The sequence below is a fragment of the Pseudomonas sp. FP215 genome, assembly GCF_030687795.1.
Classification (GTDB): domain Bacteria; phylum Pseudomonadota; class Gammaproteobacteria; order Pseudomonadales; family Pseudomonadaceae; genus Aquipseudomonas; species Aquipseudomonas salmasensis.
The window spans coordinates 6,279,808-6,301,806 of record NZ_CP117447.1 but is presented as its reverse complement, the minus strand read 5'-3'; the positions used below and the strand labels follow the sequence as shown (position 1 = coordinate 6,301,806).

At 61.0% G+C, this 21,999-nt stretch carries 20 protein-coding genes and 1 pseudogene; 8 read left to right on the top strand and 13 right to left on the bottom strand.

Going from position 1 to position 21,999, the window contains the following annotated elements; all coding sequences use genetic code 11:
* The first annotated feature begins 7 nt into the window (after positions 1 to 7).
* Positions 8 to 520 (top strand): dihydrofolate reductase, encoded by a 513-nt coding sequence (locus PSH76_RS28700; protein ID WP_098950113.1) that lies wholly within the window; start codon positions 8 to 10, stop codon positions 518 to 520.
* A 13-nt stretch (positions 521 to 533) separates the two neighbouring features.
* A pseudogene (locus PSH76_RS30860) lies at positions 534 to 620 on the top strand (outer membrane lipoprotein carrier protein LolA); the annotation flags it as partial.
* Positions 621 to 632: 12 nt separating this feature from the next.
* Here the strand turns inward: PSH76_RS30860 and PSH76_RS28695 are convergent.
* The gene (locus tag PSH76_RS28695; protein ID WP_032894672.1) at positions 633 to 2,024 is read right to left on the bottom strand and encodes an L-cystine transporter; all 1,392 of its coding nucleotides are present in this window, start codon (positions 2,022 to 2,024) and stop codon (positions 633 to 635) included.
* Positions 2,025 to 2,266: 242 nt separating this feature from the next.
* Here PSH76_RS28695 and PSH76_RS28690 point away from each other — a divergent pair, with 242 nt between their 5' ends.
* Complete coding sequence (locus PSH76_RS28690; RefSeq protein WP_262381741.1) at positions 2,267 to 3,328, top strand: haloacid dehalogenase-like hydrolase; 1,062 nt, start codon at positions 2,267 to 2,269, stop codon at positions 3,326 to 3,328.
* A 191-nt stretch (positions 3,329 to 3,519) separates the two neighbouring features.
* Here the strand turns inward: PSH76_RS28690 and ilvD are convergent, their stop codons facing one another.
* Positions 3,520 to 5,361: a dihydroxy-acid dehydratase gene (gene ilvD, locus PSH76_RS28685; RefSeq protein WP_003195159.1), complete on the bottom strand. Its 1,842-nt coding sequence runs from the start codon at positions 5,359 to 5,361 to the stop codon at positions 3,520 to 3,522.
* A gap of 383 nt (positions 5,362 to 5,744) precedes the next feature.
* Between ilvD and PSH76_RS28680 the strand changes: the two genes are divergently transcribed.
* Positions 5,745 to 6,203: a transposase gene (locus PSH76_RS28680; RefSeq protein ID WP_305493307.1), complete on the top strand. Its 459-nt coding sequence runs from the start codon at positions 5,745 to 5,747 to the stop codon at positions 6,201 to 6,203.
* Between the two features lie 123 nt (positions 6,204 to 6,326).
* Here the strand turns inward: PSH76_RS28680 and PSH76_RS28675 are convergent, their stop codons facing one another.
* Both PSH76_RS28675 and PSH76_RS28670 read right to left on the bottom strand, forming a co-directional pair.
* Entirely contained in the window at positions 6,327 to 7,523 is a 1,197-nt protein-coding gene (locus PSH76_RS28675; protein WP_305494497.1) for an MFS transporter, read from the bottom strand.
* Positions 7,524 to 7,711: 188 nt separating this feature from the next.
* Positions 7,712 to 8,908 (bottom strand): class I SAM-dependent rRNA methyltransferase, encoded by a 1,197-nt coding sequence (locus PSH76_RS28670; RefSeq protein WP_005792302.1) that lies wholly within the window; start codon positions 8,906 to 8,908, stop codon positions 7,712 to 7,714.
* A 298-nt stretch (positions 8,909 to 9,206) separates the two neighbouring features.
* Between PSH76_RS28670 and PSH76_RS28665 the strand changes: the two genes are divergently transcribed.
* Positions 9,207 to 10,019: an HDOD domain-containing protein gene (locus PSH76_RS28665; RefSeq protein WP_192901638.1), complete on the top strand. Its 813-nt coding sequence runs from the start codon at positions 9,207 to 9,209 to the stop codon at positions 10,017 to 10,019.
* Positions 10,020 to 10,040: 21 nt separating this feature from the next.
* Positions 10,041 to 10,853 (top strand): bifunctional DNA-formamidopyrimidine glycosylase/DNA-(apurinic or apyrimidinic site) lyase, encoded by an 813-nt coding sequence (mutM, locus tag PSH76_RS28660; protein ID WP_003195148.1) that lies wholly within the window; start codon positions 10,041 to 10,043, stop codon positions 10,851 to 10,853.
* A gap of 123 nt (positions 10,854 to 10,976) precedes the next feature.
* On the opposite strand, the gene PSH76_RS28655 is transcribed toward mutM, so the two are convergent.
* The 5 genes from PSH76_RS28655 to PSH76_RS28635 form a co-directional block, all read right to left on the bottom strand.
* A complete protein-coding gene (locus PSH76_RS28655) occupies positions 10,977 to 11,228 on the bottom strand; it encodes a YfhL family 4Fe-4S dicluster ferredoxin (protein ID WP_003195146.1) in 252 nt (83 codons plus the stop codon).
* Positions 11,229 to 11,330: 102 nt separating this feature from the next.
* The gene (coaD, locus tag PSH76_RS28650; protein WP_003195136.1) at positions 11,331 to 11,810 is read right to left on the bottom strand and encodes a pantetheine-phosphate adenylyltransferase; all 480 of its coding nucleotides are present in this window, start codon (positions 11,808 to 11,810) and stop codon (positions 11,331 to 11,333) included.
* Between the two features lie 103 nt (positions 11,811 to 11,913).
* Positions 11,914 to 13,509 carry a GMC family oxidoreductase gene (locus PSH76_RS28645; protein ID WP_305493306.1) on the bottom strand — a complete coding sequence of 532 codons (1,596 nt, stop codon included), beginning with the start codon at positions 13,507 to 13,509 and terminating at the stop codon, positions 11,914 to 11,916.
* Between the two features lie 53 nt (positions 13,510 to 13,562).
* Positions 13,563 to 14,108, bottom strand: coding sequence for a hypothetical protein (locus PSH76_RS28640; protein ID WP_032894686.1), 546 nt, complete (start codon positions 14,106 to 14,108; stop codon positions 13,563 to 13,565).
* 29 nt (positions 14,109 to 14,137) lie between these two features.
* A complete protein-coding gene (locus tag PSH76_RS28635; protein WP_305493305.1) occupies positions 14,138 to 15,565 on the bottom strand; it encodes a coniferyl aldehyde dehydrogenase in 1,428 nt (475 codons plus the stop codon).
* 145 nt (positions 15,566 to 15,710) lie between these two features.
* Here PSH76_RS28635 and PSH76_RS28630 point away from each other — a divergent pair, with 145 nt between their 5' ends.
* Both PSH76_RS28630 and PSH76_RS28625 read left to right on the top strand, forming a co-directional pair.
* The gene (locus tag PSH76_RS28630; protein WP_032894689.1) at positions 15,711 to 16,382 is read left to right on the top strand and encodes a TetR/AcrR family transcriptional regulator; all 672 of its coding nucleotides are present in this window, start codon (positions 15,711 to 15,713) and stop codon (positions 16,380 to 16,382) included.
* A gap of 33 nt (positions 16,383 to 16,415) precedes the next feature.
* Positions 16,416 to 17,270 (top strand): sulfurtransferase, encoded by an 855-nt coding sequence (locus tag PSH76_RS28625; protein WP_305493304.1) that lies wholly within the window; start codon positions 16,416 to 16,418, stop codon positions 17,268 to 17,270.
* A gap of 118 nt (positions 17,271 to 17,388) precedes the next feature.
* On the opposite strand, the gene PSH76_RS28620 is transcribed toward PSH76_RS28625, so the two are convergent.
* The 4 genes from PSH76_RS28620 to PSH76_RS28605 all read right to left on the bottom strand — a co-directional run bounded on the left by PSH76_RS28620 (position 17,389) and on the right by PSH76_RS28605 (position 21,940).
* On the bottom strand, positions 17,389 to 18,384 hold the full coding sequence (locus tag PSH76_RS28620) for a hydrolase (RefSeq protein ID WP_305493303.1): 996 nt from the start codon (positions 18,382 to 18,384) through the stop codon (positions 17,389 to 17,391).
* 112 nt (positions 18,385 to 18,496) lie between these two features.
* Complete coding sequence (rsmD, locus tag PSH76_RS28615; protein WP_032894696.1) at positions 18,497 to 19,102, bottom strand: 16S rRNA (guanine(966)-N(2))-methyltransferase RsmD; 606 nt, start codon at positions 19,100 to 19,102, stop codon at positions 18,497 to 18,499.
* Complete coding sequence (locus PSH76_RS28610) at positions 19,102 to 20,592, bottom strand: pitrilysin family protein (RefSeq protein WP_032894697.1); 1,491 nt, start codon at positions 20,590 to 20,592, stop codon at positions 19,102 to 19,104. The genes rsmD and PSH76_RS28610 overlap by 1 nt, the downstream gene beginning before the upstream one ends.
* Positions 20,585 to 21,940 carry a pitrilysin family protein gene (locus PSH76_RS28605; protein WP_003195117.1) on the bottom strand — a complete coding sequence of 452 codons (1,356 nt, stop codon included), beginning with the start codon at positions 21,938 to 21,940 and terminating at the stop codon, positions 20,585 to 20,587. Before PSH76_RS28605 ends, PSH76_RS28610 begins: the two co-directional genes overlap by 8 nt.
* Positions 21,941 to 21,999 lie beyond the last annotated feature (59 nt).

Genomic DNA, 21,999 nt, shown 5'->3' with positions numbered 1-21,999 from the left:
CGTCGCCATGAAAAAAACTCTCCCTTTAAGCCTGATCGCAGCCCTCGGTGAAAACCGTGTGATCGGCGTCGACAACAGCATGCCCTGGCATTTGCCGGGGGATTTCAAATATTTCAAGGCCACCACGCTCGGCAAGCCGATCATCATGGGGCGCAAGACCTGGGACTCCCTGGGCCGACCGCTGCCGGGGCGCTTGAACCTGGTGGTCAGCCGTCAGACCGATCTGCGGCTTGAAGGTGCGCAAGTGTTTCCGTCACTTGAAGCGGCAGTCGAGCGCGCTGAGGAGTGGGCCAAGGCCCAAGGCGTGGACGAGCTGATGCTGATCGGCGGCGCGCAGTTGTATGCGCAGGGGTTGGAACAGGCCGACCGTTTGTACCTGACCCGCGTGGCGCTGAGCCCGGAAGGGGATGCGTGGTTTCCAGAGTTTGATAGGAACCAGTGGAAGCTGGTGTCGAATGTCGAGAATCCAGCCGAAGGTGACAAGCCGGCCTACACCTTCGAAGTGTGGGAGCGTAACTAGTGTAGGAGCGAGCTTGCTCGCGAAGATCGTCAACGATGACGCGGGCATTCTGAATGAACGCGGCGCCCTCAGGTTCTTCGCGAGCAAGCTCGCTCCTACAGGTTATAAGCCTTTATGCCTGCGCTAACTCGGCATGCTCATCGGCATCCAGCAACGCTTTATCCGTCTGCCCCATGATCTGGCTGGTAATCGCCCCCGCCGTCATCGAACCATTCACGTTCAACGCCGTACGGCCCATGTCGATCAGCGGCTCCACGGAGATCAACAGTGCCACCAGTGACACCGGCAAGCCCATGGCCGGCAGCACGATCAGCGCGGCAAAGGTCGCACCGCCGCCGACGCCGGCAACGCCCGCCGAACTCAAGGTCACAATCGCCACCAGGGTCGCGATCCACAGCGGGTCCAGCGGGTTGATGCCCACGGTCGGCGCGACCATCACCGCCAACATGGCTGGATAAAGACCGGCGCAACCGTTCTGGCCGATGGTCGCGCCAAACGAGGCGGCGAAACCGGCGATGGATTGCGGGATGCCCAGGCGACGGGTCTGCGCTTCAATGCTCAGCGGGATGCTTGCAGCGCTGGAGCGGCTGGTGAAGGCGAAGGTCAGCACCGGCCACACCTTGCGGAAGAAGCGCAGCGGGTTGATCCCGGCCAGGGACAGCAGCAGGCCGTGCACCACGAACATCAGGCCCAGGGCCAGGTACGACACCACGACGAAACTGCCGAGCTTGATGATGTCTTGCAGGTTGGAGCCGGCGACCACTTTGGTCATCAGCGCCAGCACACCATAAGGGGTCAGCTTCATTACCAGGCGCACCAGGCGCATCACCCAGGCTTGCAGGGTGTCGATGGCGTTAAGGACTTTCTGGCCTTTTTCCACGTCGTCCTTGAGCAGTTGCAGCGCGGCAACCCCAAGGAACGCGGCGAAAATCACCACGCTGATGATCGACGTCGGCTTGGCCCGGGCCAGGTCGGCGAACGGGTTGGCCGGTACGAACGACAGCAGCAACTGCGGGATATTCAGGTCGGCGACCTTGCCTGCGTAATCACTCTGGATCACTTGCAGGCGCGCCATTTCCTGGGTGCCGGCCACCAGGCCCTCGGCGGTGAGGCCGAACAGGTTGGTCAGGCCGATACCGATCAGCGCCGCGATGGCCGTGGTGAACAGCAGCGTGCCGATGGTCAGGAAGCTGATCTTGCCCAGGGAAGAGGCGTTATGCAGGCGCGCCACGGCACTGAGGATCGAGGCGAACACCAGCGGGATCACGATCATTTGCAGCAGTTGCACATAGCCGTTGCCGACCAGGTCAAACCAGCCGATGGAGGCTTTGAGCACCGGGTTGCCGTCGCCGTAGATCGTGTGCAACGCCGCGCCGAACAGCACGCCCAGCACCAGGGCAAACAGCACCTTCTTGGCCAGGCTCCAGTTAGTACGGCGGGTTTGTGCCAGGCCCAGCAACAGGGCCATGAACACCAATAAATTGAGAATCAGGGGCAGATTCATTGAAGCTCCGTTGAGAAGGCAGCCAATCGCGTGAGCCTGCGATTGCGAACCGGGAAGCCTAACAGCTTGAAATATATTGATTTAATACCGATATGGAATGGCGACTGTCGTTTTTGGAATAAGCGTATGACGCTCAGGCGTATGCCCTTGGCGCGATCACGACGTCCCTGGTCGTGCTCGGGCGATAACTGTCATACGGATTTGTTAGCGTCGATGTCTTTCACTTGAGGGAGACAACGCCTATGAAGCTCGCGCCGAAACTTTTGGTATCCGCCGCCTTTTGCCTCGGGCTTGCCAGCCAGGCGTTTGCCGCCACCGAGTTGAAACACTGGCCGGCACCTGCCGCCAAACAACTCAACGAAATGATCGCCGCCAACGCCAACAAGGGTAACTACGCGGTGTTCGACATGGACAACACCAGCTACCGCTACGACCTTGAAGAGTCCTTGCTGCCGTTTATGGAAAACAAGGGCCTGATCACCCGCGACAGCCTTGACCCGTCGCTCAAACTGATGCCGTTCAAAGACACCGCCGAGCACAAAGAGAGCCTGTTCAGTTATTACTATCGCCTGTGCGAAGTCGATGACATGGTCTGCTACCCGTGGGTGGCCCAGGTGTTTTCTGGCTTTACCCTCAAGGAACTCAAGGTTCAGGTGGATGAGCTGATGGCCTCCGGCAAGCCGGTGCCGGTCAGTTATTTTGAAGGCGACGCGGTGAAGACATCCGAGGTGCAGCCGCCCAAAGTCTTCACTGGCCAGGCCGAGCTGTACAACAAACTGATGGAAAACGGCATCGAGGTGTATGTGATGACGGCCGCTTCCGAGGAGCTGGTGCGCATGGTCGCCGCCGATCCGAAGTACGGCTACAACGTCAAACCCGAAAACGTCATTGGCGTGACCACCCTGCTCAAGGACCGCAAGACCGGCGAGCTGACCACCGCCCGCAAGCAGATCGCGGCCGGCAAGTACGACCAAGCCGCCAACCTCGGCCTGGAACTGACCCCCTACCTGTGGACCCCGGCGACCTGGATGGCCGGCAAGCACGCGGCGATCCTCACCTACATCGACGAATGGAAAAAGCCGGTGATCGTCGGTGGTGACACGCCCACCAGCGACGGCTACATGCTGTTCCACGATGTGGACGTGGCCAAGGGCGGCATCCACCTGTGGATCAACCGCAAAGACAAATACATGACCCAACTCAACGGCATGATCGCCAAGCACGCGGCGGCGCAAGCCAAGGAAGGGTTGCCGGTGACGGCGGACAAGAACTGGGTGATCGTGAAACCTGACGAAATCCAGTAAAGAGCCTTAAGTCGAAGTGCAGTCACTGTGGGAGCTGGCTTGCCTGCGATGCAGACACCTCGGTATTTCATGTGCTGCGAGGTGATGCAATCGCAGGCAAGCCAGCTCCCACATTTGATCTTCACTGTTTTGGGGATTTTCTCCAGGCAAAAAAAGCCCCGCACCTGGCGGGGCATTTTTATGCGCGGGGCTTACAGGCCGTCGAGCATGGCTTTGTTGCGTACCGCACCTTTGTCGGCGCTGGTGGCCAACAACGCGTAGGCCTTCAACGCGGTGGTGACTTTGCGCGGGCGTTTCTCCACCGGCTTCCAGCCCTTCTTGTCCTGCTCAACCCGGCGTGCCGCCAGTTCTTCATCGCTGATCAACAGGTTGATCGAGCGGTTCGGAATGTCGATCAACACCTTGTCGCCATCCTGCACCAGGCCAATCGCGCCACCGGCAGCGGCTTCCGGCGAAGCGTGGCCGATGGACAAGCCCGAGGTGCCGCCGGAGAAACGGCCGTCGGTCAGCAGGGCGCAGGCTTTGCCCAGGCCTTTGGATTTCAGGTAGGACGTGGGGTAGAGCATCTCCTGCATACCTGGGCCACCTTTGGGGCCTTCGTAGCGGATGATCACGATATCGCCTTCCTTGACTTCGTCCGCGAGGATGCCGCGTACCGAACTGTCCTGGCTTTCGTAGATCTTGGCGCGGCCTTCGAAGACGTGGATGGACTCATCCACACCCGCCGTTTTGACCACACAGCCGTCGAGGGCGATGTTGCCGTACAGCACGGCCAGGCCGCCTTCTTGCGAGTAGGCGTGCTCGACACTGCGGATGCAGCCGTTTTCACGGTCGTCGTCCAGGGTGTCCCAACGGGTCGACTGGCTGAACGCGGTCTGGGTCGGAATGCCCGCAGGGCCGGCCTTGAAGAAGGTGTGCACGGCTTCGTCGTCAGTCTGGGTGATGTCCCACTTGGCGATGCCTTCGGCGATGGACTTGCTGTGCACGGTCGGCAGGTCGGTGTGCAGCAGGCCGCCACGGGCCAGGGAGCCGAGGATCGAGAAGATCCCGCCGGCACGGTGCACGTCTTCCATGTGGTACTTCTGGATGTTCGGTGCGACCTTGCACAGTTGCGGCACGTGACGGGACAGGCGGTCGATGTCGCGCAGGTCGAAATCGATCTCGGCTTCCTGGGCGGCGGCCAGCAGGTGCAGGATGGTGTTGGTGGAACCGCCCATGGCGATGTCCAGGGTCATGGCGTTTTCGAACGCCTTGAAGTTGGCGATATTGCGCGGCAACACCGACTCATCGTTCTCGCCGTAGTAGCGCTTGCACAGCTCGACGATGGTGCGGCCGGCCTGCAGGAACAACTGCTCGCGATCGCTGTGAGTGGCCAATGTGGAACCGTTGCCCGGCAAGGCCAGGCCCAAGGCTTCCACCAGGCAGTTCATCGAGTTGGCGGTGAACATACCGGAGCACGAACCGCAGGTCGGGCAGGCGCTGCGCTCGTATTCCGCGACCTTCTCGTCAGAAGCGCTGGAATCGGCGGCGATCACCATGGCGTCGACCAGGTCGAGGCCGTGGGAGGCGAGTTTGGTCTTGCCGGCTTCCATCGGCCCGCCGGAAACGAAGATCACCGGGATGTTCAGGCGCAAGGCAGCCATCAACATGCCAGGGGTGATCTTGTCGCAGTTGGAGATGCACACGATGGCGTCGGCGCAGTGGGCGTTGACCATGTACTCCACGGAGTCGGCGATGATCTCGCGGCTCGGCAGGGAGTACAGCATGCCGTCATGGCCCATGGCGATGCCATCGTCCACGGCGATGGTGTTGAATTCTTTTGCCACGCCACCGGCGCGTTCGATCTCGCGGGCGACCAGTTGGCCGAGGTCCTTGAGGTGGACATGGCCGGGCACGAACTGGGTGAACGAGTTGGCAATCGCGATGATCGGCTTTTTGAAGTCGTCATCTTTCATCCCCGTGGCACGCCACAGCGCGCGCGCGCCGGCCATGTTGCGGCCGTGGGTGGATGTTTTCGAGCGGTAATCAGGCATTGGAGCACTCCGGGCGGCTAATCAGGTACTAAAGGGGAGTGAGCTTCTATTGACGTCTGGAACACCCGAAAAATGGCCGTAGTGTCCGGAAGTTGCCACTCGCGTCGCGGGATCGCCGCTTGCTTGGGCCTCGAGCTCATAAACCCGCCGGGGGATGACTGGCGATGAATAGGGCCGATTCTACACCGACTTCTTGTAGGAGCGAGCTTGCTCGCGAAAATCGTCAATGATGACGATGTGCTATCAGGTAGCCCGTGTCGTCTGTGGGTTTTTCGCGAGCAAGCTCGCTCCTACAGGGGGACATATTCAGAACTATTGTTTAAAGGCTGGTTGGCGCGGCAGCTCCTACCGTTTCTCTTCCAATCACAGAAGAGGACGAAGGAATGTCCAACCAGCAAAATGCGCATCGGCTGCGTAAAGGGCGCTATTCAGAATCGGGCCGTATCTACTTGCTAACGGCTGTCACCCATCAACGGCAACACATTTTTCAAGACTGGCTTATCGGTCGCTTGCTGGTCCGCGAATTCAGAAAGGCTCAGGAAGACAAAGATGCAACGTCACTCGCCTGGGTGGTCATGCCCGACCATTTCCACTGGCTGGTGGAGTTGCACAGCGGCGATTTGCCCAGGCTCATGCAGCGAACCAAATCGCGAAGTGCCCGTGCAGTCAATAAGGCAAGACAGTCCTCCGGAGTGCTTTGGCAAAAAGGCTATTTCGACCGGGCGTTGCGCCGTGAAGAAGACTTGAAGGCAATGGCTCGCTATATCGTCGCCAACCCCTTGCGCGCAGGCTTGGTCGAGCACATTGGCCAATACCCCCTATGGGACGCCATCTGGCTATAAGACACTGTCCATTGTAGGAGCGAGCTTGCTCGCGAAGATCGTCAACGATAACGCAGCGCTATCAGGTAGCCCGTGGCGGCTATTCGTTTTTCGCGAGCAAGCTCGCTCCTACAGGGGTAGGCTTCAGCGATTGATCCTGGCATTCGTCAGCCAGCCCCACAGGCTGAAAACAATGAAACCGACAGCAATGGTCATCAGTAAATGGGGCCCGGTTTGCGCAAGCAGGGCGCTGCTGATGGCGGCGGTGAGGAACATGATGCTGTTACCCGCTGATGCCGCCGTCCCCGCGCTGCTTGAAAACAACAACATCGCCGCCGAAATCGCAGCCGGGCGCACCAGGGTGACGGCCAGGGCGCTGATCAGCATCGGTATTAGCAGGGTCACGCTGGTGATGGCTTGCAGGCTGACGATCAGCGTTAACAACACACCAGCGACGAGCAACAAGCCGAGCCCGATATTGATCTGCCGGGACAGCGTGATGCGCTTTTGCAGATAAGAGGCCACCACGCCACCGAGCAGATAGGCCACGCCGTACACCATCAACACGAGCGCGTACTCGTATTCAGAGAGCTTCAGCGCGTCCATGAAAATCAGCGGCGTCACACTGATCAAGGCGAAATAGCAGGCGAACACCAGGGCTGCGATCCACCAGTAGCGCAGGAAGTCGTGGTTGGCGGCGACGGCCTTGAGTGTGCCGATGATGGACACTGGTGCCCGATGCGCACTGGCGGATTTAGCAGGCAGGATGCACAGCGCATGGATCAACATGCCGGCTGCCATCAACGCAAAGCCGTAGAAGCTGCCTTGCCAGTCGAGCGTAGTTTGCAGCCAGGAGCCGATCAGCGGTGACAGCGCGACGAATGAGCCACTCAAGGTCATGTAATAGAGGCGCACGCGGGCGCGCTGTTGCTCTTCGAATAGGTCTTCCACCAGCGCGTGGCCCAACACGAAGAAACCACAGCCCATGGCCTGCACCGTGCGAAACAGTAGGAAAGTCAGGTAATCCGGGGCCCATGCACAGCCCAGCGCACCGAAGATGGAGAGCATGATGCAGCCCTGCAGCACTTCCTTGCGCCCCCATTTGTCCGAAAGCGGGCCGGCGACCAGCTGCGAGATCGAAAACACCAGAGTGAACAGGCTGATGGACAGCGTGATGTCTGCGCTGGGTGTGTCGAACTGTGCGGACAGGGCGGGAAACGAAGGGAGCAGGATATTGATCGGGAAGAAACTGATCAGGGAGATGCAGGTGATGAGGATGAAGCGGGGAGAGAGTGGGCCCAGACATTGTTTTTGTTTTCCGGAGTAAAACCAGAAACCGATACTAGTCTGCGAAAAATGGAACTCAATCAATACCGCTGTAGGAGCCTTCCCGTATTGATGTGCGCCATCTTTGTAGGAGCGAGCTTGCTCGCGAAGATCGTCAACGATAACGCAGCGCTATCAGGTAGCCCGTGGCGCCTATTCGTTCTTCGCGAGCAAGCTCGCTCCTACAGAGGGGGCGGTTTTAATCAGCTATTGGGTAGCAACCGGCACGTAATGCTCTTGATGTAGCGCGTCTCGACAATCGCCGGGTGCACCGGGTGGTCCGGGCCTTGGCCGCCGCGTTCGAGCATCTGGATGTTGCGGTCCAGGTGGCGGGCGCTGGTCAGCAGGATGTTTTGCAGGTCGTCTTCCGGCAGGTGCATGGAACACGAGGCGCTGACGAGGATGCCGTCCTTGCTGAGCAGGCGCATGGCTTGCTCGTTGAGGCGGCGGTAGGCGCCTTCGCCGTTTTTCATGTCTTTTTTGCGTTTGATGAAGGCCGGTGGGTCGGCGACGATCACGTCGAAGCGTTCTTCGCTGGCTTTCAATTCTTTGAGCGCTTCGAACACGTCGCCTTCGATGCAGGTCATTTTCTCGGCAAAGCCGTTCAGCGCGGCGTTGCGCTCTACGCCGTCGAGGGCGAAGGCGGAGGCGTCGACGCAGAACACTTCACTGGCGCCAAAGGCCGCCGCTTGCACGCCCCAGCCGCCGATGTAGCTGTACAGGTCCAGTACACGCTTGCCCTTGGCATACGGGGCCAGGCGGGCGCGGTTCATGCGGTGGTCGTAGAACCAGCCGGTTTTCTGGCCCTGGATGACCGGGGCTTCGAATTTCACGCCGTTTTCTTCCAGCGCCACCCACTCCGGTACCAGGCCGAATACGGTTTCGACGTAGCGGTTGAGGCCTTCGGCGTCACGCGCGGCGGAGTCGTTCTTGAACAGGATGCCGCTGGGCTTGAGCACTTGGGTCAGCGCGGCGATCACATCTTCTTTATGGGCTTCCATGGTCGCCGAAGCGATCTGTACCACCAGAATGTCGCCGAAACGGTCGACCACCAGGCCCGGCAACAGGTCGGAGTCACCGTAGACCAGGCGGTAGAACGGCTTGTCGAACAGGCGGTCACGCAGGGACAGGGCCACGTTGAGGCGGTGTACCAGCAGCGACTTGTCCAGCGGCAACTTGATGTCGCGCGACAGTAGGCGGGCGCAGATCAGGTTGTTGGGGCTCATGGCCACGATGCCCAAGGTCTTGCCGCCGGCCGCTTCCAGGATAGCCTGGTCGCCTGCCTGGAAGCCGTGGAGTGGGGTGGCGGCCACGTCGATTTCGTTGCTGTAGACCCACAGGTGGCCGTTGCGCAAACGACGATCGGCGTTGGCTTTGAGACGCAGGCTTGGCAGGGACATGACGTCGCTCCGGAAAAAAGAGCGGGAGTATAGCGTGTTGTGTATTACTTGGCGGCACCGCCGGACATGTGGGAGCGGGCTTGCTCGCGAAAGCGGAGTGCCAGTCGCCACATTCATTGCCTGGTCCACCGTATTCGCGAGCAAGCCCGCTCCCACATTTGATCCGATTTCACAGTGAGGTTTTTGGGTGTCGGCCATGTCGGCATAAGGGGTAGAATTCGCGCCTAGCCCAGAGTGTGTACTTATGTCCCAAGAGCTTTCCCCCGAGCAGATCCAACAGGCCCTGCAAGGCATCAGCGTGCCGCCTCAACCGCAAATCATGGTGGATTTGCAGATGGAGCAGTACATGCCCGACCCGGACCTGGAAGTGATTGCGCGGCTGATCTCCCAGGACCCGGGCTTGTCCGGTGCGCTGCTCAAGATTGTCAATTCGCCGTATTACGGCCTGAGCAACAAAATCGCTTCGATCCAGCGTGCGGTGAACCTGCTGGGCAGCCGTTCGATCATCAATCTGATCAACGCGCAGTCGATCAAGGGCGAGATGTGCGACGACACCATCGTCACCCTCAACCGCTTCTGGGACACCGCCCAGGATGTGGCCATGACCTGCCTCACCCTGGCCAAGCGCACCGGTTCCCAGGCCGTGGACGAAGCCTATGCCTTGGGCCTGTTCCATGATTGTGGCGTGCCGCTGATGCTCAAGCGCTTCCCCAATTACATGGCGGTACTGGAAGAAGCCTACGCCAATGCCGGCCCGGATTGCCGCGTGGTCGACACTGAAAACAACGCGTTTCACACCAACCATGCGGTGGTCGGTTACTACACCGCCAAGTCCTGGCGCCTGCCGGAGCATGTGACTGACGCCATCGCCAATCACCACAACGCCCTGGCGATTTTCAGCGATGAGACGTCGCGCAACCCGCAGCTCAAGAACCTGCTGGCCATTTTGAAGATGGCCGAGCATATCTGTTCGTCCTATCGCGTACTGGGCAACCAACCGGTGGATCATGAGTGGAATGCCATTGGCCACCTGGTGCTGGATTACGTGGGCCTGTCGGACTACGACTTCGAGAGCTTGAAGTTGTCGATCCGCGAACTGGGCGCGCACTGACCCGTTATTCAAGAGGTACACATGCCCGAGTTACCAGAAGTCGAAACCACCCGTCGCGGGATCGCCCCACACCTGGAAGGCCAGCGCGTCAGCCGCGTGGTGGTGCGTGAGCGGCGCCTGCGCTGGCCGATTCCGGAAGACCTGGATGTGCGCCTGTCGGGGCAGCGCATCGTGCTGGTGGAGCGCCGGGCCAAGTACCTGTTGATCAATGCCGAAGTGGGCACCTTGATCAGCCACCTGGGCATGTCGGGCAACTTGCGCCTGGTGGAAGTCGGCATGCCGGCGGCCAAGCATGAACATGTGGATATCGAGCTGGAATCGGGTATGGCACTGCGCTACACCGACCCGCGGCGTTTCGGCGCGATGCTCTGGAGCCTCGACCCGCACAACCATGAGTTGCTGATGCGGCTGGGGCCAGAGCCGTTGACCGACCTGTTTGATGGCGAGCGCTTGTTCCAGCTGTCTCGCGGCAAGTCGATGGCGGTGAAGCCGTTCATCATGGACAACGCGGTGGTGGTGGGCGTGGGCAATATCTATGCGACAGAGGCGCTGTTTGCGGCGGGGATTGACCCGCGCCGCGCCGCCGGGGGGATTTCACGCGGGCGTTATTTGAAGCTGGCGATTGAGATCAAGCGGGTGCTGGCCGCCGCTATCGAGCGGGGCGGCACCACGTTGCGGGACTTTATCGGTGGCGACGGGCAGCCGGGGTATTTCCAGCAGGAACTGTTCGTGTATGGCCGGGGCGGCGAGGCGTGCAAGGTCTGCGGCACTGAGCTGCGCAATGTGGTGCTGGGGCAGCGGGCGAGTGTGTTTTGCCCTAGGTGTCAGAGCTGATTGTTGGGTGAGGGCTGATAGTGCTATCGCTGGCAAGCCAGCTCCCACAGTTGGATATGTAAATACATTCAATTGTGGGAGCTGGCTTGCCTGCGATGACGCCCTTGCAAGCACCGAAAATCTTCAGGCCTTACCGGTAATCTTGCGGTACTTCTCCATCAACTGCTCTTCAGTCTCAGGGTGTGCCTCATCCAGCGGAATGCAATCCACCGGGCATACCTGCTGGCACTGCGGTTCGTCGTAGTGACCGACGCACTGGGTGCACAGGTTAGGGTCGATCACATAGATCTCTTCGCCCTGGGAAATGGCGGCGTTCGGGCACTCGGGTTCGCAGACGTCGCAGTTGATGCAATCGTCGGTGATGATCAGGGACATGGAAACTCCTGCCAGGGCACTCTGCCAAGGCATCTGAAAACTAATGCGCGCAATTGTGCCGCATTGGCGCCCGCAGTGCGAGCAGGCACCGACCGGGCAACATTACTTCTTGAAGCGTAGCGTCAGCGCATCGGCCACGGCTGGATGGACGAACTTGGTGATATCTCCGCCCAAAGCGGCGATTTCACGAACCAATGTCGAGGAAATGAACGAATAACGCTCCGACGGCGTGAGGAACAGGCTTTCCACGTCCGGCGCCAATTGGCGGTTCATGTTGGCCAGCTGGAATTCGTATTCGAAGTCCGACACCGCGCGTAGGCCACGCAGGAACACATTGGCGTTCTGCTCCTTGGCAAAATGCGCCAGCAATGTCGAAAAGCCCACTACTTCCACATTCGGCAGGTGCTTGGTGACCTCTTGCGCCAGCTCCACACGTTGTTCCAGGGGAAACAGCGGGTTTTTCTTGGGGCTGGCCGCGACCGCGATGATCACATGGTCGAACAGGCGAGAGGCGCGTTCGACCAGATCGCCATGGCCTTTGGTAATCGGGTCGAAGGTACCTGGGTACAACACTCGGTTCATCGCGTCGTCCTGGCGGAGTCCGTTGGGGAACCGGATGGTATCGCAGCATTACCGGTGGGCCAAGTCGACTTATGTAGATAGATACCGTGAATACCCTGTCTTTTCATGCCCTTTTCAGACGTTCGGCCAATGCGCTCGCCAGTTGCGCGGTCAATCCGTACACCGACAATTGCGGGTTGGCGCCAATGCTGGTGGGGAACAGCGAGCCGTCGTGGATCGACAGATTGCGCAACTGATGGTGGCGACCCAGGCTGTCGGCCACGGCATTTTTCGGGTCTTCACCCATGGCACAACCACCCATCACGTGGGCACTGCCCAGGGTAGTGCGATGCAGTTCCAGGTTTAAACCGTCGATCACGCTGCGCGCTTCGGCCAGGTTGTTCACAAAGCGCGCGTCGTGATGCAAGGGCTTGACCGATTTGGCGCCCGCCGCGAACTGAATCTCGGCCATGCTGTGGAAGGCCCGGCGCAGGCCGTCCCAGGCGTAGGGCGAGACCTGATAGTCGAGCACGGGCGTGCCGTCACCGCGTAACTCCACGGTGCCGCCCGGGCTGTCGGGGTGAAAGCCGTCGCGTAGCAGAGCGAGCATGGCGTGGGTGTTGGGCAATTGGTTCATGTCCAAGGCGTTCTGCTTGCCGTAGCCACCGAACAGGGTGCTCGCCAGGCCTGGATGCAGGGGCGGTGCTTCCAGTTTGTAGGACATTTTGCCGGTGGTGCCGTCCTGCCACTGGAAATGGTCGGAGTAGATGGATTGCGGTGCACCGTAGAAGGGGTTGATCACCTCGTCGAACAGCCCGGCGGAGAAATTGACCAGGTGCAGGAAGGTGCGCTTGCCCAACCGCGAATGCGGGTCGGGGGCGTCCGAGCGCATCAGCAGGGCCGGGCTGTTGATGCCGCCGCCCGCCAGCACATAGTGCTTGGCTTTCACGCTGATCTTGCGCCCGGTGGGCGCTACACAGCGTTCGTCCATGGCCACGCATTCAAGGCTGCTGATGGTGTCGCCGCTGTAGATGAGCCGCTCGGCGCGGGCCAGGTAAAGCAGTTCGCCGCCCTGTTCCAGGGTGGACGGGATGGTCGTCACCAGCATTGACTGCTTGGCGTTGACCGGGCAGCCCATGCCGCAATACCCCAGGTTGAAGCAGCCGCGCACATTGCGCGGGATCACATGCCAGCTGTAGCCGAGCTTTTCGCAGCCTTTGCGGATCACATCGTTATTGGCATTCGGCGGCAGCGCCCAGGGCGCGATGCCCAGGCGCTGTTCCATTTTTTCGAACCAGGGCGCCATTTCGGCGCTGCTGTGGCCTTTGACCGCATATTCGCTGGCCCAATGCGAGAGGGTAGCGTCAGGGGTGCGAAAGCTGGAGGTCCAGTTGATCAAGGTGGTACCGCCCACGGCCCGGCCCTGCAGGATGGTGATAGCGCCGTCCTTGCTCATCCGCCCGATGCCTTCCTGGTAAAGGCTGGCGTAGGCTTCGTCTTCCAGCAGCTTGAAGTCGCTGCTGGTCTTGAGCGGGCCTTCTTCGATCAGCAACACTTTGTAGCCGGCGGCGCTGAGGATTTCGGCGGTGGTACCGCCCCCGGCGCCGCTGCCGATGATGGCGACATCCGCTTCCAGGGTGAGGTCGCTATCCAGGGCGGCGCCATTGTGGGTTTTCCAGCCACGGGCCAGGCCGTCGCGGAACAGATCGGGTACGGGCATAGGTGTGCACTCTTATTCTTGTAGGAAGATGCAATCTTGGAAGATTGCCCAGGCTAGATCTTCGGCGGGCCGGGGTAGCCGCAATGGGCCCAGGACTCGGGCCGGAAGTACCAGGCCATGATCACCAGCTTGAGCAGCGAGCCCTGGCCCATGCGCAAAAGGTTCAGGTAGCTGTTTTCCCAGCGGTGCAGGAAATTGCGGATCTGCTCGCTGCTGGCGTTTTCCCAACTGCCCCATATACCGGTCAGCGGGCCGCGAGTGATGCCCATGCCCAGCACGTCGAATAATTGCTGGGTGAGCTTGAACATCTCGGGCGACAAGTGCTGCAGGCTGTAGTCGAGCTTTTTCAGGGTGTCCTCAATGCCGGCAAACACTTGCTCGGTGCTGGCCGCGCCTTCCAGCAACACCGGGATCACCGCCCGCAAGAACGGCAAGTCGCTGGTGCGCAACATCGCAAAGCCGCTGGCCGGCGTACTGCTGGAGCAGCCGCTGAGGCTGGCCCCCAGCCCGGCGGTGGCGAGGAAGGCGCTGGCACACAGGCCGATTTTCAAGACGCCGCGCCGTGACAGCGCGGGTGAATCAGTCAGGCTGGGGTTCATTGTTTTTATTGTCCCGAAGGTGGCGATTATCAGCGGATAAACAGCTTCTGGATCAGCTTCTGGATCGACTTGCCATAGGGCGGGTAGATCAACTTCGCCGCGTTCAGGCGCTGTTTGATCAGCACACCCTTGGCCTTGCTGAACGTCAGGAAACCTTCGTGACCGTGGTAATGGCCCATGCCCGACGGGCCGATGCCACCGAACGGCATATCGTCCTGGGCGACGTGCAGCAAGGTGTCGTTCAGGCACACACCACCGGAATGGGTTTCGTGGAGCACCCGCGCTTGTTCGCCTTTGTTGTAGCCGAAGTAATACAAGGCCAGTGGGCGTGGGCGCTGGTTGATGTAGGCAAAGGCTTGGTCAAGGCCGCGATACGGCACGATGGGCAGGAGCGGGCCGAAAATTTCGTCCTGCATCACGGTCATGTCGTCACTGACATTCAACAGCAGGCTGTGGGCCATTCGCCGCGCCTGGCCTTGCTCGTACAGTGGGATCAGGGTGGCGCCTTTGTCGGTGGCGTCCTTGGCGTACGCATTGAGCCGAGCCAGTTGGCGTTCGTTGATGATGGCGGTGTAGTCGGGGTTGTCGGCCAGCGTCGGATAAAACCCACGCACGGCCTTGGAATACGCCTCGACAAAGCCCTCCACGCGATCTTCCGGTACCAGCACATAATCCGGTGCCACGCAGGTTTGCCCGGCGTTTAAGGCTTTGCCGAAGGCGATGCGTTCGGCGGCGTCCTTGAGCGGCACATCGGCCGAAACGATCGCCGGCGATTTGCCGCCCAACTCCAGGGTCACTGGCGTGAGGTTTTCGGCTGCCGCACGCATCACGTGCTTGCCTATGCTGGTAGCACCGGTGAACAGCAGGTGATCGAAGCGCAACTTGGAAAACGCCATGCCCACGTCAGCTTCGCCCAGCACCACGCACACCAGGTCCTCGGGGAAAATCTTGGCCAGCAACGCCTTGAGCAGTTCACCGGTGGCCGGTGTGGACTCGCTGAGTTTGAGCATCACCCGGTTACCGGCCGCCAACGCCCCCACTAACGGGCCGATGGCCAGGTACAGCGGGTAGTTCCACGGCACGATGACCCCGACGACGCCCAGTGGTTGGTAAATGACTTTGGCTGAGGCGGGCTGGAAGGCAATGCCTACAGCGCGGCGGGAAGGTTTCATCCAGCCCTTGAGGTGTTTGCTGGCGTAGTGGATGCCATGCAGGCTGGGCATCAATTCGGCGAACAGGGTTTCGTCGGCGCTGCGATGGCTGAAGTCCTGGCTGATGGCATTGATCAGCGCCTGGCGTTCGTCGCTCAGCAGATCCCGCAGGGCCTTGAGCCATTGCTGGCGCTGCCCGGCCGGCGGCATCGGGTTGGCGGCATAGGCGCGGCGTTGGGCGTCGAACAGGTCCTGGAGTTGATCCAGCGCCTGGGAATCTTGCAGGTAAGCAACGTTGGCAGACATGGCACGGCACCGATTGTTATTGGTCTGCCTGGATTTTTAGAGTCATTGCTCTAAATTGTCAAATAACATTGCAGTAACATCCAGATTTATCCTGGCCGGGTTAGGCCGTAAGATGCCCCATCCCGTGTATAGAAGCTGATCCCCTATGGCACCACGAGTAAAGACCAGCGAGCGCATTGTGCAAACCAGCCTGGAGCTTTTTAACCAGCAGGGCGAGCGCAGTGTCAGTACCAACCACATTGCCGCCCACATGGAAATTTCCCCGGGCAACCTGTACTACCACTTCCCTAACAAGCAGGCGATCATCGCCGTGCTGTTCCGCGAATATGAAGCCTTGGTAGACAGTTTCCTGCGCCCACCTCAAGGGCGGGGGATGCTGGTGGAAGACAAGCGTTTTTACCTGCAAGCCGTATTGGCCGGCATGTGGCGTTATCGCTTCCTGCACCGCGACCTCGAACACCTGCTGGAGAGCGACCCGGAACTGGCGACCGGCTACCGGCGTTTTTCCCAGCGTTGCCTGATCCAGGGCGGCGCGATCTACCAAGGCTTTGTCGACGCCGGCATTCTCAATATGGACCCGGTGCAAACCGAAGCCCTGACCCTCAATGCCTGGATCATCCTCACCTCGTGGGTGCGCTTTTTGTGCACCACCAATGAAAAATCCACCCACCTGAGCGCCGAGGCGATCAAGCGCGGGGTCTATCAGGTGCTGGTGCTGGAGGCGGGGTTCGTTACGCCACAGGCCAAAGAGGCGGTGGACGCCTTGTTCAAAGAGTTTTACGTGCCGTTGAATCAGGCACTGGAAGAAGTTAAGTAAGACCTTTCCCCTTTGTATTCACAGGAGTCAGTCATGCCGCTTGCCCAACTGATCAGCCCCCAGCAATTGGCCGAGCGCCAGCAGTCTACCGGGTGGGTGATCCTGGATTGCCGCTTTGCCCTGGAAGACCCGGACTACGGTTTGTGCAGTTACGCCGAAGGGCATATCGACGGGGCGCAATACGCCGACTTGGAGCGCCACCTGAGCGGCCCGGTGACCAAAGGCGTGACCGGTCGTCATCCTTTGCCGGCAGCGGACACGTTCGCCAAGCAACTGCGGGCCTGGGGCATCAGCGCCGATACCGATGTAGTGCTGTATGACGACGGCCCCGGTGCCTACGCCGCCCGTGCCTGGTGGTTGCTGGCCTGGTTGGGCAAGCGTGATGGCGTGTTTATTCTCGATGGTGGCCTCAAGGCCTGGCATGCCGCCGGTTTCCCCCTGAGCCTGGACGCGCCTGTGGTTGAGCCAGGTACCTTCGTCGGTACGCCGGATCATCGCCTGTTGCTGGATGCCGAACACCTGCAAAAACGCCTGGGCCAACCCGGCCTGACCTTGATCGATGCCCGCGCCCAGCCGCGCTTTCGTGGCGAAGTGGAGCCCATCGACCCGATTGCCGGGCATATCCCCGGCGCGCAGTGCGCGACGTTCAGTGAAAACCTGGGCAGCGACGGCCGCTTCCTGCCGGCCGAGCAGCTCAAGCAGCGCTTCGCCGCGCAGTTGCAAGGGCGCTCGGCGCAGGAATTGGTGGCGTATTGCGGGTCTGGGGTGACGGCGTGCCATAACCTGTTTGCGTTGAGCCTGGCGGGGTACCCGTTGGGCAAGTTGTATGCGGGGTCGTGGAGTGAATGGATTACTGACCCAGCCCGGGAAATTGCCACTGGCGACTAAGGCTAGCTCTGCAAACCCAATCAAAATGTGGGAGCGGGCTTGCTCGCGAATGCAGGGTGTCAGTCGATACAAGTGTGACTGATATACCGCATTCGCGAGCAAGCCCGCTCCCACAGTTTTAACCGCGTTGTGTCAGTAACCAGTCAGGGATCCGGCGTTCCAGGTAGTAACCAGGACGCTTCAACGAACCCTCCACAAACCCCACATGCCCGCCCTTGGCCAGCAACTCGAACTCGGTGCAGTCCGACAGCTCACTGGCGTCAGGCAAGCTGTGCGCAAACACAAACGGGTCATCGGCCGCCTGGATAATCAAAGTGGGCGTACGGATATCGCCCAGGTAATAACGGCTCGAGGCGCGGCGATAGTAGTCTTCGGCACTGATGAAACCGTGCAGCGGCGCGGTTACCCGCCCGTCGAAGTCCCAGAACGTGCGCATCTTTTCCAGGGAGCCAAGGGCCTCCAGGGTTTTGAGCCCATCCTCACGACCGTCCTGCAGGAATTGGCGCTGCTTGACGCGGATATACGCCAGCATCTCGCGCATGAAGTGCTTCTGATACACCCGCGAGAACCCCAGGCCGATGCGATCGGCGCATTGATCCAGGCGAAACGGCACCGACACCGCCGCGGCGCCCTGCAAGCCCGACGCCTGGCCGGTTTCCCCCAAGTGCTTGAGCAACACATTGCCGCCCAGGGAATAACCCACCGCATACAAAGGCGCCAACGGCCGCTTGGCGCGCAGATGAGCAATCGCCGCCGCCAGGTCTTCGCTGGCGCCGGAGTGATAGCTGCGAGCCAGCAGGTTGGGTTCGCCCGAGCAGCCACGCCAGTTCAGCGCAGCGCTGGCCCAGCCTTGGGCGGCCAGGACTTTTTGCAGGCCGGCCACATAGGGCGAATTGGACGAGCCGGTCAGCCCATGCAACACCAGCACCAAAGGCGCTTGCACGTCATGCGGCCCGTGCCAGTCAAGATCAAGGAAGTCGCCATCCTCCAGCCACAGGCGCTCGCGTTGGCGTTCGATGTGGGTGGTCGGACGCCACAGCGGCCCCCACAGTGTCTGCAAGTGGGGGTTGCCGAGGCCGAAGGCGGGTTTGAAGCGGTCTGTCGATGGAATCATGAATTACCCGCTGCCGTGTAGGCGCGAGCTTGCTCGCGAAAAACGTTAACGATAACGCAGCGCTGTCAGACAGCCCGTGTCGCCTGTTCGATCTTCGCGAGCAAGCTAGCTCCTACAGGGCGCGATGCCACAACGCGTAATACACCCGCCCGGATTTCTGCTCCCGGTGCAGGCGCCAGCCACTGGGCAGGCCGAGCGTGGAGGGCGCAGTCTCGCTCTCAGTGTAGATCCAGGCATCCGGTGCCAGCCACTGGCGTTCTTCCAGCAGGGTGCAGACGGTCGGCAGCAGGTTCTGGTTGAACGGTGGGTCGAGGAACACTACGTCGTATTCAGTCGCCGCCTGGGTTTCCAGGTAGCGCAGCGCGTCGGCCGTCTGCACCTGGCCGGTGGTGCAACGCAGCGTGCCCAGGTGCTCCTTGAGGCTGGACACCGCCACATTGCTGGCGTCCAGCGCCTGGCCCTGGGCCGCGCCACGTGACAGCGCCTCCAGGAACAGCGCGCCGCTGCCGGCGAACGGGTCCAGTACCTTGGCCCCGCCAATGTACGGCGCGAGCCAGTTGAACAGGGTTTCGCGCACGCGATCGGGCGTCGGGCGCAGGCCCACGACGTCGGGGAAGCTCAGCTTGCGGCTGCCCCATTCACCGCCAATGATGCGCAGTTGGCCCACACCGTTATGCACGTTGTGGACAGGTTTTTTCGGGCGAGATGAACTGGCCATTAATGCTCCGGAACCCCGAGCGGCTGCTCGGCAGGTTTATCAGTGGGGGGCGGTAGTGGCTTTTGCGCAATCGTCGGGCCGGCGGTCACGATGACCATCTTGTCGGCGCTCAAGTGTTTGTTCATTGCAGCCTTGACCTGATCGACGGTCAGAGCCTGGGATTGTTTCATGAAATCTTCCAGATAGCTCAGCGGCAGGTTGTAGAAACCCATGGCGCCCAACTGCCCGACGATATCGGCATTGCTGGCGGTGGACAGCGGGAAGCTGCCGGCCAGCTCGCGCTTGGCGTCATCCAGTTCCTTTTGCGTCGGGCCGGTCTTGAGGTAGTCAGCCAGCACGTCCTCCACCAGGCGCAAGGTGCCACCGCTCATTTCGGCGCGGGTCTGCAGGTTGATCATGAACGGGCCGCGCACCTGCATTGGTGAGAAGCCGGAGTACACGCCGTAGGTCAGGCCGCGTTTCTCCCGCACTTCGCTCATCAAACGGGTGCCGAAGCCGCCGCCGCCGAGGATCTGGTTACCCAGGGACAAGGCTGCGTAGTCCGGGTCGGCGCGGTCGATGCCCAACTGTGCAAACAGCAGGTGGGTTTGCTTGGACGGGAACTCGATACGGCTCAGGCCGGCTTTTGGCTCGGTCGGCTGGGCGATCTTGGCCATGGCCGGGCCCTTGGGCAGCGAGGCGGACACCTTGGCCGTCATGGCTTCAGCTTCGGCGCGGGTAAGGTCGCCCACTACTGCAATTACCGCGTTACCCGCCGCATAGGCCTTGGCGTGGAACGCCTGCAACTGCGCCAGGGTAATCTTCGGCACGCTCTCGGGGGTGCCTTCGCTCGGGTGCGCGTAAGGGTGGTCGCCGTACAGACGCTTGAACAGCTCGATGCTCGCCAGTTTGCCGGGGTTCTGCTTCTGGTACTCGAAACCGGCCAGGATCTGGTTCTTGATGCGTGCCAGGGAGTCTGCCGGGAACGTCGGCTGGCCGATCACCTGGTTGAACAGTGACAGGGCTGCGTCGCGCTTGGCGCTGTCGCTCAGGCTGCGCAGGGTCACCAGCGCCATGTCGCGGTAGGCGCCGTTGCCAAAGTCGGCCCCCAGGCCTTCGAACCCGCTGGCGATCTGGCTGACATCCTTGCCCGGTACGCCTTCGTTGAGCATGGCGTTGGTCATCAGCGCCAGGCCTGGCACGTCGCCATCCTGGCTGCTGCCGGCGGCGAACAGCAGGCGCATGTCGAACATCGGCAATTCGTGGGCTTCGACGAACAGCACCTTGGCGCCTTCGGCGGTGGTCCAGGTTTGTACATCGAGCTTGCGGTTGGTCGGGGCCTTGCCATCCAGTTCCGCCAGAGATTGCAGGGTGCTGGCCGTTTGGGCCTTGTCCAGGGCCTGGCTGGCGACCGACTCGCTGGGGCGCAAGAAGTAAACGGCGCTGGCCGCCATCAGGGTGACGGCGATCAGGCCGGGCAGGATCAGGCGGCTGTTTTTGCGATCACTCATGAGCGGTCTCCTCAGGCAAAACATGGGCGACGCTCAGACGTTCGCGGGTGAAATAGGTGCGTGCGGCCTTCTGGATGTCTTCCGGGGTCACGCTTTGCAGGTCGGCGAGCTCGGTGTCCATGAGTTTCCAGGACAGGCCGACCGTTTCCAGGGAGCCAATGGCCGTGGCCTGGCTGGTGATGGAATCACGCTGGTACACCAGGCCGGCAATCACTTGGGCGCGGATGCGCTCCAGTTCTTCGGCGGTCGGTGGCTTGGCCTTCAACTCATCGAGCAGGCGCCACAGGCCGGCTTCGGCCTGGGCGACGGTTTTCTTCTTCTGCTGGTTCGGCGTGGCCGAGAGGGTGAACAGGCTGTCGCCACGGGTATAGGCGTCGTAGTTGGTGGAAGCGGCGGACACCAGCTCCTCACCGCGCTCCAGCTGCTCGGAGATCCGTGCACTGTAGCCGCCGTCGAGCAGGGCCGAGATCAGGCGCAGGGCCTGCACCGAACGTTTGTCTTCAGCGGTGGCCAGGCCTGGCACGTTGAAGCCCAGGAACACGCTCGGCAGTTGGGTCTGCACGTGCAAGGTCAGCAGGCGCTCGCCGGGCTCGGCCAGTTCCATCGGGATTTTTGCCGGTGGCACGTCACGCTTGGGGATCGGGCCGAAGTAACGTTGGGCAAGGTTTTTCACCTCGTCCGGGGTCACGTCGCCGACCACCACCAGGGTGGCGTTGTTCGGCACGTACCAGGATTGGTACCAGTGGCGCAGTTCCTCGACCTTCATGCGGTCCAGGTCGGCCATCCAGCCGATGGTCGGCGTGTGGTAGCCGCTGGCCGGGAACGCCATGGCCTTGAAGCGCTCGAACGCCTTGGACATGGGGTTATCGTCGGTGCGCAGGCGGCGTTCTTCTTTGATTACCTCGATTTCACGGCTGAACTCGTCGGCCGGCAGGCGCAGGCTGGCCATGCGGTCGGCTTCCAGCTCGAAGGCCACACCCAGGCGGTCACGGGCCAATACCTGGTAGTACGCGGTGTAGTCGTCGCTGGTGAACGCGTTTTCTTCGGCGCCCAGGTCGCGCAGGATCAGCGAGGCTTCGCCGGGGCCAACCTTGGCGCTGCCCTTGAACATCATGTGTTCCAGGGCGTGGGACAAACCGGTCTGGCCCGGGGTTTCGTAGCTTGAGCCAACCTTGTACCAGACCTGGGAAACCACCACTGGCGCGCGATGATCTTCGCGCACGACCACTTTAAGGCCGTTATCGAGGGTGAATTCATGGGTGGGTTGTGGATCGGCAGCCAAAGCTGAGAGAGGCAGACAAACTGTGCTGAACAGCAGGCCTGCGGCGCGGCGGGCTAGAGCATTCATTCGTTTTTAAACCTGTTGGGCTGCCCGCTTGGTCTTAGCGTCGGCGGGCGAGGAGGTGC